8 protein-coding genes are annotated in these 13,130 nt (G+C 76.3%); 4 read left to right on the top strand and 4 right to left on the bottom strand.

From position 1 onward, the window contains the following. Positions 1-42 precede the first annotated feature (42 nt). The 3 genes from O7633_RS11190 to O7633_RS11180 all read right to left on the bottom strand — a co-directional run bounded on the left by O7633_RS11190 (position 43) and on the right by O7633_RS11180 (position 3,894). On the bottom strand, positions 43-2,160 hold the full coding sequence (locus O7633_RS11190; protein ID WP_282327718.1) for a UvrD-helicase domain-containing protein: 2,118 nt from the start codon (positions 2,158-2,160) through the stop codon (positions 43-45). 203 nt (positions 2,161-2,363) lie between these two features. Next, positions 2,364-3,287 (bottom strand): alpha/beta hydrolase, encoded by a 924-nt coding sequence (locus O7633_RS11185; protein WP_282327716.1) that lies wholly within the window; start codon positions 3,285-3,287, stop codon positions 2,364-2,366. A gap of 277 nt (positions 3,288-3,564) precedes the next feature. Then, on the bottom strand, positions 3,565-3,894 hold the full coding sequence (locus O7633_RS11180; RefSeq protein WP_282327715.1) for a hypothetical protein: 330 nt from the start codon (positions 3,892-3,894) through the stop codon (positions 3,565-3,567). Positions 3,895-4,250: 356 nt separating this feature from the next. Between O7633_RS11180 and O7633_RS11175 the strand changes: the two genes are divergently transcribed. From O7633_RS11175 to O7633_RS11160, 4 genes are all read left to right on the top strand, one after another. Beyond that, complete coding sequence (locus O7633_RS11175; protein ID WP_043966937.1) at positions 4,251-4,742, top strand: DUF3145 domain-containing protein; 492 nt, start codon at positions 4,251-4,253, stop codon at positions 4,740-4,742. A 173-nt stretch (positions 4,743-4,915) separates the two neighbouring features. After that, complete coding sequence (locus tag O7633_RS11170; RefSeq protein WP_282327709.1) at positions 4,916-6,655, top strand: glycoside hydrolase family 3 N-terminal domain-containing protein; 1,740 nt, start codon at positions 4,916-4,918, stop codon at positions 6,653-6,655. A gap of 104 nt (positions 6,656-6,759) precedes the next feature. Further along, on the top strand, positions 6,760-7,764 hold the full coding sequence (locus O7633_RS11165; protein WP_282327707.1) for a glycosyltransferase family 2 protein: 1,005 nt from the start codon (positions 6,760-6,762) through the stop codon (positions 7,762-7,764). Next, a complete protein-coding gene (locus O7633_RS11160; protein WP_282327706.1) occupies positions 7,761-10,115 on the top strand; it encodes a hypothetical protein in 2,355 nt (784 codons plus the stop codon). Before O7633_RS11165 ends, O7633_RS11160 begins: the two co-directional genes overlap by 4 nt. A gap of 80 nt (positions 10,116-10,195) precedes the next feature. On the opposite strand, the gene O7633_RS11155 is transcribed toward O7633_RS11160, so the two are convergent. Beyond that, on the bottom strand, positions 10,196-12,913 hold the full coding sequence (locus O7633_RS11155) for a sugar-binding protein (RefSeq protein ID WP_282327705.1): 2,718 nt from the start codon (positions 12,911-12,913) through the stop codon (positions 10,196-10,198). Positions 12,914-13,130 lie beyond the last annotated feature (217 nt).

The raw sequence follows: 13,130 nt of genomic DNA, 5'->3' as shown, positions 1-13,130 counted from the left end.
TGATCGACAGTGGTCCGGCCCGGGAACGGCCGGGGCGGGCGGTCAGCCCGTCGGGTCGATCGTGACGAGGCGCTGGGTCGCCCGGGACAGCGCCACGTACAGCGTCCGCACGCCCGAGCCCGGGTCGGCCCGGATCTCGCCCGGGGCGACCAGCACCACCCCGTCGTACTCCATGCCCTTGGCCTGGAGGCTGGTCACCACCTGCAGGCGCGGCGCGGCCCGGCCCGCCAGCCAGCCCGCGACCTCGTCGCGGCGCGGCACCGGCGTGATCACCCCGACCGTGCCCTCCACCTCGCCGAGCAGCTCGCCGACCGCCGCGACGGTCGCCGCTTCCAGCCCGGCCGCCGGCACGGTCAGCTCGACCGGGGCCACGCCGGTCGACCGCACCGCCCGGGGCAGCGCCAGGTCCGGGTAGAGCCGGCGGATCTCCGCCGCCGCCACCGCGAAGATCTCCGCCGAGTTGCGGTAGTTGGTGGTCAGCTCGAACTCGTGCCGCCGCCGCCGGCCCAGCGCCGCGTCCCGCGCCCGGGTCAGCTCCTGCGGGTCCCCCGTCCACGCGGTCTGCGCCGGGTCGCCCACCACCGTCCAGGACGCCAGCCGGCCGCGCCGGCCGATCATCCGCCACTGCATCGGCGACACGTCCTGCGCCTCGTCGACCACCACGTGCGCGAAGTCGCGGTAGTCCTCCGGCCGCTCCCGGGCCGCCTCCCGCGCCGCCCGCTGCCGGTCGGCGTGCGTGCTCAGCTCGCGGACCCCCCCGGCGAGCTGGAACGGGTCGCGCTTCGCCCGCTTCGGCTGCACCGGCTTGCCCAGCAGCGCGTCCAGCTCGTCGAGCAGGGCGACGTCGGCGATCGTGAGCCCCTCGGCGTCCAGCGTCCGGTACGCCTCGACGAGCAGGCCGACCTCCGCCCGGGACAGCACCCCGGCGGCGTACCGCCGCAGCCGGTCGGGGCGGGCCAGCCAGCCCAGCACGTGCCGGGGGTGCAGCCGCGGCCACCACGCCTTGAGGAACTCGCGGAACTCGGGCCGCTCGGCGATCTCGTCCTCGAACGCGCGCTGCTCCGGCAGCCGGCCGATGCCGAGCCGCCGGGCCTGCGCCCACAGCGCCGCGAACACCCCGTCGAAGCCCGCCCGGCGCGACTCGTTGCGGCGGGCGCCCCGGCCCAGCGCCCGGTCCCGGATGCCGTCGAGCTCCCGGCGGTCGAGCCGCAGCAGCTCCCCCCGGTAGAGCAGGCGCAGCTCGCCCGGCCCACCCGGCACCGCGTCCCGCACCGCCCGCTCCAGCACCCGGCGCATCCGCAGCGACCCCTTCACCGCCGCCACCTCCGGCGGGTCGGTGCGCGTCGCGCCCATCCCCGGGAACAACGACCCCAGCGAGCGCAGCGTCGCCGTCTCCTCGCCCAGCGACGGCAGCACCGAGGCGATGTACTCCACGAACACCGCCGACGGGCCCACCACCAGGATGCCGCCGCCCGCATAGCGGCTCCGGTCGGAATAGAGCAGGTACGCCGCCCGGTGCAGGGCCACCGCCGTCTTGCCCGTGCCCGGCCCGCCCGAGACGATCGTCACCCCGGAGGAGGGGGAGCGGATCGCCTCGTCCTGCTCGCGCTGGATCGTGGCCACGATGTCGCGCATCCCCCGGCCGGTGGCCCGGGACAGCGTCGCCAGCAGCCCGCCGTCGCCCACCACCGCCATGTCCGGCGGGGCCGCCGCCGGGTCCAGCAGGTCGTCCTCGATCCGGGTCACCCGCTCCGCCGACGAGGAGATCGTGCGGCGCCGCACCACGCCCAGCGGCTGGGCCGGCGTCGCCTGGTAGAAGGCGGCGGCGGCCGGGGCCCGCCAGTCCACCACCAGGGTCTCGGCGTCCTCGCCGCGCACCCCCAGCCGCCCCACGTGCAGCACCTGCCCCTCGCGCAGGTCCAGCCGGCCGAAGACCAGCCCCTCGTGCTCGGCGTCGAGCACGTGCCGGCGCTGCGCGGCGTGGAAGACCATCGCGTCCCGCTCGACGAGCGCCCCGAAGTTGCCCACCCGGGCCAGGCGGTAGCCGTCCTTCTCGGCCTGCGCGGCGAAGCGGCGCAGCTCGGCGAGGCGGGCGTACACCCGGTCGAGGTGCCGCTGCTCGGCGGCGATCTCCTGCTCCAGGGTCGTGCGGTCGGTCAACGTACGGGCTCCTCGCAGACGGCGGCATCGGCCGCGCCAGGGGCGCGGCGGCGCGCCGGGGTGACCGGGTGAGGGTACGGCCAGCAGCCGACGGGTTCGCGGGGCCATGCCGCCGCCGCGATCCACCCCACGTCCGGGGCGACCGGCGCGGGTCCCCCGGTCAGCGCCACCGCGGCCCCGCTCAGGCCCCGTCGGGGCCCCGGTCAGCGCGGCGCGGACGCCTCCGGCACGCCCGCCAGCACCCGGTCCAGCACCCCGGTCAGGGCGGCGTTGACCTGCGCGGGCCGCTCCATCATCAGCATGTGCCCGGCGCCCGGGCAGACCGTCAGCTCCGTCGCCGGCAGGGCCGCCGCGATCGACTCCGCGCACGGCGGCGGGGTGAGCCGGTCCCGGTCGCCGACCAGCGCCGCCGCCGGCAGGTGGGCCAGCGCGGCGAGGGTGTCCAGCCGGTGCTGGGCCCCGATCGACGCCCGGAACCCGCCGATCGAGCGCAGCGTGGCCCGGGCCACCGCCGAGGTGACCAGCCGGATGTCGGTCGGGTCGCAGCGGTCGCCGAAGAGCATCCAGCGGATGCTGGGCCGCAGGGCGCGCAGCAGGGCCCGGGGCGGCCGCCACGCGCCGCAGCGGGCCAGCACCCCCGCGCCGGTGGTCTCGGCCAGCCGGATCAGCCGGGCGATGCGGGGGGAGAGGCCGTACACGGTGTGGGTGTGCCCCTCGGCGGTGGTCGAGACGAACACCAGCCCCGCCGCGCGGGCGGCGAAGTGGCCGGGGTGCCGGTGCGCGTACTCCATGATCGTCATGCCGCCCATCGAGTGCCCGACCAGCACCACCGGCCCGGCCGGCGCGACGGCGTCGAGCACGGCGGCCAGGTCGTCGCCGAGCTGGGCCAGGGTGGCGGTACGCAGCGCCATGCAGCCGGACCGGCCGTGCCCCCGGGCGTCGTAGGTGACCACCCGGACCCGGTCGCCGAACCGCTCGCGCAGCTCGGCGAGCTGCCGGTGCCAGCTGCGCCCGTCGAGAGTCCAGCCGTGCAGCAGGACGGCGGTGACCTCGGCGTCGACCGGCCCGGACGCCTCCACGTGCAGGCGCACGTCGTCCGCGAGCCGCACCTCCACGTGTTCCGGCATCGCCGCCTCCCCTCGGGCCGCCACGGGAACTTCACCGCCGGGTGACCCGGCGGTAACAAACCGACTACCCGCCATGACACCACGCCAACCCTGTGCAAGGAAGGGCCCCTTCTTAACGCCTGCGGTAGAGAAGGGTCCCCTTCTCACCTTTCCCGTGCGTGGGGGCGGGGCGCAGACGGCGAACCGCCCGCCGGGTGGCCCGGCGGGCGGTTCGGGGTGGCGCAGGTGAAGCGGGTGTCGCGCAGGTGAAGCGGTCGAGCGGGTGTCGCGGGCGGGCTCAGCCGCCGAAGACACCGGCCTCGGCGAGGCGCTTCTCGGTGGCGTCCCAGCCGTGGTCGGGGTGGGCGGCCGCGAGGTTGTTCAGCTCGGCCCGGATCTTGGCGGCGTGGCCGGCGGCGGCCAGCGTCCGGATCTCCTCGACGAAGGCGTCGGAGTCGGTGCGCAGGTGCGCGGTCTTGCCGTTGGTCAGGTTCCGCACGTAGGCGTGCTTGCCGCCGTTGAGCGGGATCAGGTACTTGAACTCGCCCAGCACGCTGAGGGCCCCACCCTGGCCAGCCTGGCCGGCCCGGACTGACGCGCGCGCGGTCTTAGAGGTGTTGCTCGCCACGGAGGTACTCCTTGGAGACGTACGGGAGGACGGGAACGTCCGGGGGCTGTGACGGGTGACGCCCGGGAAGAGCCTCGCCCCGCCGAAGATGTGCGCGGCACAAGCCGCCGAGAGAACTGTACACGACCACGATGCCTGGCTGGTCACCGCGACTGTCGCCAGGGCACAACCGAGGCCGCCGGCCCGGCATTCCGGCCGGGGGCGGGGAACGGCGACGCCCGTCGCGCCCGATCCGCGGCGGCGGATTTTCCGATTCCCTGGCGCACCATCCGTCCCACCAGTCATCATGTGTTCCAACAGCCACTCGGGTGTCGAGGTCGTAGGGGAAGACGCACCTCGCTCTCCGGGAGGTCACCGTGCCAACGCGTGGCGTCGTATACGTCCACTCGACCCCGCTCGCCGTGTGCTCACACGTCGAGTGGGCGATCGCGCGCGTCCTTGCCGCGCCGGTCAACCTGCAGTGGACGGCCCAGCCCGTCGATCCCGGCGCCCGCCGGGCCGAGTGCGGGTGGACCGGTCGCCCGGGGACGGGCGCCGAGCTGGCTGCTGCCCTCCGGCAGTGGCCCATGATCCGTTTCGAGGTGACCGAGGAACCAAGCGCGGGCGTCGACGGCGAACGCTTCATGTACGTTCCGGGGCGAGGGCTGTTCCGGGCGACCGTCGGCGCGGCCGGCGACATCCAGCTCGGCGAGGACCGGCTGCGCGGCATCATGGCCGCCGCCCGGGCCCCCGAGGCCCTCGCGCACGCGCTCGACAAGGCGCTCGGCACCGCCTGGGACGCCGAGCTGGAGCCCTACCGGTACGCGGGCGACGGCGCGCCGGTGACGCTGCTCACCCGGGTCGGCTGAGCGCCGCCCCACGCGCGTCCCTCCCGGGGAGGTGGCGCCCCACGGGAGTCCCGCCCGGGCCGGCTGGCGGCGTTCCCCGGGAGCCCGCCGCGGACACGCGGCCGACCGTCCCCGGTCCCCGGCGCGGTGACTTGACCGGGCCGAGTTGCCCCGATAAGGGGTGAACTGGTGGGATGGACCGCGTGTCGAACTCCCCGCGACGTGCCGGCGTCGCGCTCGCCGTCCTGACCGCCGTGCTGCTCACCGGGTGCACGGGGGAGCCGGACCGGCCCCGCCCCGCCCCGTCGGCCAGCCCCGCCGCGGCCGACCCGACCCCGTCGGGCGCGCCGACGCCGACGGCCGCCGACCCGGCCGCCCGCGCCGCCGCCCTGGTCGCCACCCTCGCCGACGAGGACCTGGTCGGCCAGGTCCTGATGCCCTACGCGTACGGCGACAACGCCACGAAGGTCTCCACCGGCTCCGCCGCCGGCAACCGGGCCCTCGCCGGGGTGGACACCCCGGCCGAGATGGTGGCGAAGTACCGGCTGGGCGGGCTGATCCTGGTCGGCTTCAGCGCCGACGACCCGACCTCCGGCAACCAGGAGACCACCAACGTCGACAACCCGCAGCAGGTCCGCGAGCTGACCACCGGCCTGCGCGACGCCGCCGGGAAGCTGCCCGCCGGCGCGGCCCCGCTGCTGATCGGCACCGACCAGGAGTACGGGGTGGTCACCCGGATCACCGACGGGGTCACCCTGCTGCCCAGCCCGCTGGCCGCCGGGGCGGCCGGGGACCCGGCGCTGACCGAGGCCGCCTGGCGGGCCGCCGGTCAGGAGCTGGCCGCGATGGGGATCAACCTCGACTTCGCCCCCGTCGCCGACGTGCTGGTCACCCGGAGCACGGTGATCGGCTCCCGGTCGTTCGGCGCGGACCCGAAGCGCGCCTCGGCCCAGGTGGCCGGCGCGGTGCGCGGGTTGCAGGGCGCCGGGGTGGCGGCCAGCGTCAAGCACTTCCCGGGCCACGGCCTGAGCGCCGCCGACTCCCACGAGGAGCTGCCGGTGATCGGCCAGAGCCGCAAGGTCCTCGACGCCACGGCGTTCCCGCCGTTCTCCGCCGGCATCGACGCCGGGGCCCTCGCCGTGATGTCCGCCCACCTCGACGTCACCGCCGTCGACCCGGGCACCCCGGCGACGTTCTCCCACAAGCTGCTCACCGGCGTGCTGCGCGGCCAGCTCGGCTTCAAGGGCGTGGTGATCACCGACGGCATGAACATGGCCCCCGCCAAGCGCTGGTCGCCGGGGGAGGCGGCGGTGCGGGCGCTCAAGGCCGGCAACGACCTGATCCTGATGCCGCCCAACGTCACCCAGGCGTACGACGGGCTGCTCGCCGCCCTGCGCGACGGCTCGCTGCCCCGGGCCCGGCTGGTCGAGGCGGTAACCCGGGTGCTGACCATGAAGTTCACCGTGGCGGGCACGCCCGCCCCGGCGATGTCCACCCTGAACGACGCGGAGCACCGCCGGGCCGCCGAGGCGCTCGCCGCCGGCGCGGTCACCGTGCTGCGCGGCTCCTGCACGAAGGGGGTCGCCGGCCCCGTCACGGTCACCTCCTCCGGCGGCCGGGAGAAGACCCGCGACCTGCTGACGCAGGCGCTCACCGCCGCCGGGGTGCAGGTGGTGCCGAGCGGCGGCACCCGGGTGCACCTCGTCGGGTACGGCGACGGCAGCGGCGACCTCGCCGCCGACGCGGCGGTGACCGTGGCGATGGACACCCCGTACGTGCTGGCGAAGGCGAAGTCGCCGACGCTGCTGGCGACGTACTCCTCCAGCGCCGCGTCGATGACCGCGCTGGCGAACGTGCTCGCCGGCCGGGCCCGCCCGACCGGCCGCTCCCCGGTGCCGGTGTCGGGGCTGCCCGCGACGACCTGCGGAAACTGACCACCGGCGGCGGCCGGCGGTCGGCGCGCACGGGCCTTGCGGGCCTGGCCCGGCTGGTAGCGTGCGGCTGTCCGAGCGCCGCAGACGAGACGGAGGCGAGCCCCGTGACGCCACCGGAGCCGGCGCTGTCGGTCGTGGTGCCGATGTTCAACGAGGAGAGCGTGCTGCCGCTGTTCGCCCCGCGGCTGCGGGCCGTCCTCGACGCGCTCGGCGAGCCGTACGAGGTGCTGGTGGTCGACGACGGCAGCACCGACGGCACCCCCGCCGGCCTGGCCGGGCTGCGCGCCCGCTGGCCGCAGCTGCGGGTGCTGCGGCTGCGCCGCAACAGCGGCCACCAGGCCGCCCTGGTCGCCGGGGTGCTGCGGGCCCGGGGCCGGTGGGTGGTCAGCCTCGACGCCGACCTCCAGGATCCGCCCGAGACCGTCGCCGAGATGCTGCGCCGGGCCCGCGCCGACGACCTCGACATCGTCTACGGGGTGCGCGCCGACCGCAGCCGCGACACCCGCTTCAAGCGGTGGACCGCCGCCGGCTACTACCGGCTGATGCGCCGGCTCGTCGGCAAGCAGGTGCCCGCGCAGGCCGGCGACTTCCGGCTGCTCAGCCGGGCGGCCGTGGAGGCCCTGCGCGAGCTGCCCGAGCGCAGCCCCGTGCTGCGGCTGGTGGTGCCCTGGCTCGGCTTCCCGAGCGGCGAGGTCACCTACCAGCGCGAGGAGCGGGCCGCCGGCCGCACGAAGTACCCGCTGTCCCGGATGGCGGGGCTGGCCGCCGAGAGCGTCACCAGCTTCTCCGCCGCGCCGCTGCGCGTGGCCACCTGGCTGGGGCTGGTCGGGGTGGCCGTGTGCGGGGTGCTGGTGGTGGTCGCCGTCGCCGCCTGGCTGGTCGGTTCGACGGTCACCGGCTGGCCCTCGCTCTACGTGGCGATCCTCTTCCTCGGCGCGGTGCAGCTGCTCTGCCTCGGCCTGCTCGGCGAGTACGTGGCCCGGATCTACACGGCCGTGCAGGGCCGCCCCGCGTACTTCGTGGCCAGCGACACCGCCGGGCCCGGCGCGGCCGACGCCGCCGGTCCGGCGGCCGGCGACGCGGCCGAGCTGGCCGACAGCCTCCGGTGACCGCGCTCGCCACCGGCGGCGGCGACCCGACCGGCCCCCGCCGCCCCGCCGCCACGCCGGCCCCCGCGACCGCCGACGCCGCACCCGCCCCGGCCACGCGGGCCGGCGGCGACGGGCCGACCCGGCGTCCCGCCGCCCTGCGGTACGCCCCGGCCGTCGCCGGCTACGCCGTCGTCGCCGCCGCGCTGCTGGCCACCGGCACCCCCGTGGCCGACCTGGCCCGCTGGACCGGGTACGCGCTGCTGGCCGTGCTGCTGCCGGGCACGCTGGTGTTCCGCGCGCTGCGCCGCCGCCCGCACACCCTCGTCGAGGACGTGGCGTTCGGCGCGGCCGTCGGCCTGGTGCTGGAGCTGGCCGGGTGGGCGGCGTTCACCGCCGCCGGCCTGCCCCACCTGCTGTGGCTGTGGCCCCTGGCGGTGCTCGGGCCGTTCGCCGTCGTGCCCCGGCTGCGCCGGCACTGGCGGGCCACCGGGCACACCCCGGTGCCGACGGGCTGGGCCTGGGCCCTCGCCGGGGTGGTCGCCGGCTTCACCTTCTACCTCTACGAGTCGTTCCTGCGGGTCAACCCGGTGCTGCCCACCGACGAGGGGCAGGCGCAATACATCGACCTCGCGTTCCAGCTCTCCCTGGCCGGGGCGGCCACCCACCAGGTGCCGCTGGACGTGCCGCAGGTCGCCGGGGAGCCCCTGCACTACCACTGGTTCGGCTTCGCCCACTTCGCGGCGGCCAGCCTGGTCAGCGGCGTGGACCTGCCGACGGTCTTCTTCCGGCTGGGCGTGCCGACGCTCTGCGCGCTGGCGGCCGTGCTGGCGGCGGTGGCCGGCTGGCGGGTCACCGGGCGGCCGTACGCGGGGGTGGCCGCCGCCGCGCTGATGTTCACCGTCGGCGAGTTCGGCTACGAGAACGGGATCCGCCAGCTCTTCGGCACCCAGGCCACGTTCATCGTGTGGGGCAGCCCGTCGATGACGTACAGCTGGGTGTTGCTCCTGCCGCTGGTGGCGGCGCTCGGCGAGCTGGTCGGGCGGGCCCGGGGCTCGACGGTGCCGCCGCTGGGGCGCGGCGCGTGGGTGCTCGCGGCGCTGTTCCTGGCCGCCTCGACCGGGGCGAAGGCCAGCTCGGTGCCGGTGGCGCTGGCGGCGCTGGCGTTCACCGCGGCGGTGTCGCTGGCGTTCCGGCGCACCCTGCCCCGGGCGGTGCTGGCGGCGGCCGGGCTGGCGCTGGCCGCGCAGCTGTTCGCCACGGCCGTGCTGTTCGCGTTCGAGAGCCACGGGGTGACCGTCGACCCGTTCTCGGGGCTGCGGCCCTACGTTCCGACGGGCCGCCCGGCGGGGACGACCGCGCTGCTGTGGGTGGCGGTGTCCGTCGCGTTCCTGCTCAACCTCCAGCTCCGGCTGGCGGGGGTGGTGGCGCTGCTGCGGCTGCGCCGGTGGCGGCTGGAGCCGGTGCAGGTGTTCCTGCTCGGCGGGGCGCTCGCCGGCCCGGCGATCTACCTGCTGGTGGGGCACCCGGGCAGCAGCAACCAGTACTTCACCCGGGCCGGCTTCGCGTTCGGGGTGGTCCTGTCGGCGTGGGGCTGGGCCGAGCTGGTCGACTCCGCCGCGCTGGGCGCGCGGGGCCGGGCGCTGCTCGGCGCGGGCGCGGCCGGGCTCGCCGTGCTGCTCACCGCCGTCCAGCTCTGGCGTCCGGCGGCGTCGCCGTCGACCCCGTCGTACGCGCCGGTGCTGCCGCTGCTGACCTGGGCGGCGGCGCTGGCGGCGGTGGCGCTGCTGGTCGGGCTGTGCTGGCCGGCGCTGGTCGGCCGCTGGCCGGGGCTCGCCGGCCGGGGCGGGGCGGTGCTGCTCACGGCCGCCCTGGTCGCGGGCGCGCCGGGGCTGGTGCTGGACGCCGCCGCCGCGCACCGGTTCCCCAACGGCGGGGCCTACCCGGTGGAGCGGATGCCGGCGACCCGGGTGGCGGCGGCCCGCTACGTGCAGGAGCACAGCGCGCCCGGCGACGTGGTGGCCACCAACGCGCACTGCCGGGCGGTGGTCAACGGCTGGTGCGACGCCCGGTCGTTCTGGGTCAGCGCCTACACGGAGCGTTCGGTGCTGGTGGAGGGGTGGGCGTTCGCGCCCCGGATGGTGGGCCTGCCCGGCGGCCCGTACGCCCCGTTCTGGGACGCCGGACGGCTGCGCGCCAACGACGCCGCGTTCACCGCGCCCACGGCCGACGGGCTGGCCGACCTGCGCGACACGTACGGTGTGCGCTGGCTGCTGGTGGACCGGCGGGTCGCGCCGGAGTCCCCGGCGCTGGCCACGCTCGCCGACCTGCGCTACACGAACGCCCGGACGGCGGTCTACCGCCTCCGCTGAGGCGCGCCCCGGCCCAGGTGTTAGGAGGGGCCCCTTATACAACAGAATGCGTTAACAAGGGGCCCCTCCTTTCACCAGGGTCAGCGCAGCGGGAGGCTGCGGGCCAGGGCCGCGCCGTGCGACTCGTACGCGACCAGCAGGGCGGTCGGCCGGCCCGAGGCGACCGGCACGACGACCGTCACCGACCGGTTCGCCTTCAGCTCGACCGTCCGGTCACCGAGGGCGGCGGAGCCGTCCCAGGCGTACAGGTAGGCCGTGCCGGACCGGTCGGCGCGCAGGGTGACCTTCACCCCGCCGGGGACCCGGCGCTGGTCGGTCAGCCGCAGCGCCTTCTCGGGCAGCCGCGCCACGGCGGCCGGGGCCACCCCGTCGACCGCCGACTGGGCGATGGTCTGCGGGCTGTGCACGCTGCGCGCGGCGGTGTCCGGGAAGACCGGGGCGCTGGGCTGCCGCGCCGCCGGGGTGTAGCCGGGCAGGGTCGCCAGGCCGTAGCGGTACGGGTCGGCCCGCACGCCGGTGAACGTGGACCAGCCCAGCCGGGACTGGGAGCTGAGGTCCTGGGTGTCCGAGTCGTAGACGAGGACGTTGAAGCCCATCCGCTCCGGGTCCACCGCGTCGGGCAGCACCGCGAACGGGATGCTGGCCTCGATGGTGTAGCCGGCGTACGGGCTGGTCACCTTGCTGACCACGGTCATGCCCGGCGCGGTCGTCGCCCCCGGGCCCTGCCGGTTGTCGGCGTCGCGCTGCCAGCACGGCGGGTCACCGTTGGCCGGGTCGTCGGTGACGGGGAAGATGCCGGCCTTGAACACCGTGGAGGTGTCGGTCGAGTTCCCCTTCGGGTCGACGATGATCTCGACGCTGTCGGTGCGCCGCTGCCGCTTGCAGTCCTGCGGCACGACCTTGCGGCCGAGCACGTCGTCGGTGACCTGGACGAACACCTTCAGGGCGTCGGCGGTCCAGGCGATGCGGCCCTTCGCGGAGGCGTCCTGCGGCGTGGTGGCCTGCCCCTCCCAGATGCGGGAGAAGTCCAGCTCCTCGCCGGGGTACTCGCCGGCCGAGGCCACCCCGTCGACGGCGTGGCCGGCGCCGGCCTGCGGGACCTCGGTGGTCGGCACGATCTCCAGCGCGCCGGTCTCGACGGTGCTGCCGGCGGCGCTGGTGGTGGTGATGGTGATGCCGTAGTCGCCGTCCGTCCCGCCCTCGTTGGCGGTGGGCAGGGTGGCGTCGGTGTTGGTGACGGTGAAGGTGACCGCCCCGGTCGCGCCGGGGGCCAGGCGGGTGTAGCTCTTGGTCGCCGCGTCGGCGGTGAAGCCGGCGGGCAGGCCGAGGGTGACGGTGCCGCTGCGGGTGGCCTTGCCGTGGTTGCGCAGGTCGACGCGGACGGACCGGCTCTTGCCGGAGCCGATGGTGAGCACCGGCTTGATCAGGGTGTCGAGCTGCGGGTACCCGCCCTCGCCGGCCCACTCGCGGAACACGCCCACCTCGGGCAGCGGCTCCAGGGTGCCGCGCACGTCGGCGACGACCCGCACGGCCCGGTCGGTGCGTCCGACGCCCTGGCGGGTGGTCAGGGTCGCGCCGACGAGCTGCTGCTGGTTGGTGTCGGCGTCGGCGGGGACGGTGACGGTGAAGGTCGCGGTCCGTTCCTTGCCCGCCGGTACGCTGCCGCGCAGCGCGCCGGTGCCCTTGGCGGTCCAGCCCTGCGGCAGCCGCAGGTCGATCCGCGGCGCGGCCAGTGCCCGGTCCCGGGGCGCTCGCACGTGCGCGGTGACCTTGACGGTCTCGCCGGGGGCGAGGTCGAACCGGTCGGTGGTGAGGTACAGCTCGGTGCCCCGGGGCAGCCCGCCGGCCGCGTTCGGCAGCACGGAGCCGCGCAGGATCGCCTCGGGCGAGGTGTCGGCCGGGTCGTACGGGACGCGGCTGTCGACCAGGGTGTAGAAGTCGCAGCGCACCTTCGTCGGGTCGGTGGGGGCGGCGGCGGTGCCGGCCCAGCCCTGGGTGACGTACTCCCGGCGGGCGTCGACCTCGATCTCGGCCCAGGTCTTGCCGGTGGCGCTCGGCGTGCCCTCCCAGACCCCGAAGACCTGGTCGGTGGGGACGGTCGGCACGAAGCTCGACGCGCACTCGGGCCCGGCGGCCGAGGTGCCGGTGCCACCCGTACGCAGGAACTTCGCGGCCCGGAACGGCTTGAGGCCCTCCTTGCGGAGCTGCTCGGGGAACGCCTTCGGGTCGGCGGCGGCGTGGAACGCCTCGGCGGCGAACCGGGCGGCCTGCTGGTGGTTGCCGTGGTTGCCCGGGGTCGGCGAGGGGTTCATGGTCATGACGATCTCGGGCCGGGTCTGCCGGATCACCCGGACGATCTGGCCGAGCGTGTCGTCGTGTCCCCAGATCCGCTCGGACAGCGGCGCGGACGCCGTGTACCAGAAGTCGACCCGGTCGAGGTTGTAGAGGTTCTCCACCCCGGCCCGGCCGATCGCGGTGCGCTCCTCGCGTTCGCGGATGATGCCGAGCGGGGGGCCCTCTTCGAGGCCGACGGCGTTGCCGCCGCCCTCGCCACGGGTGATGGTGACGACGCCGGCCCTGGCGCCGTGCTTCTCCTTCCACTGCCCGAGGGTGGCGAGGCTGCCGGCCTCGTCGTCGGGGTGGGCGCTGACGAAGAGGACGTCGAGGTCGACGGCGTCGCCCGCCCGGCCGCCGTGGCGGTCGGCGGCTGCGTCGGCGGGGGAGGCGAGGGCGGCGGCGGGCACCCCGGACAGGGCCAGGGCGAGCGCCGTGGGTAGCAGGAACGCCTTGATGCGCATGCGGATCCTTCCGGAACTGTCCCGGGTCCGGGCAGCGGCCATCGCCGTCGGACGCGGGGCGTCGACGCCGGGTCGCCGGTCGGGTGGCGGGACGGTGGGGCGGAGACGGTGGCCATCGGCGACGGGCGCCGGGCCACGGGGGGTACGGCAGCGGCGCGGACTCCGTCACCGGGTACAGCGGCGACGCGGGTGTCCGTACACACTGGAAGGCCTTCGC

The sequence above is a fragment of the Micromonospora sp. WMMD712 genome, from assembly GCF_029581295.1.
Classification (GTDB): domain Bacteria; phylum Actinomycetota; class Actinomycetes; order Mycobacteriales; family Micromonosporaceae; genus Micromonospora; species Micromonospora carbonacea.
The sequence above is the reverse complement of the archived record's forward strand: the minus strand, read 5'-3'. Positions and strand labels throughout refer to the sequence as shown.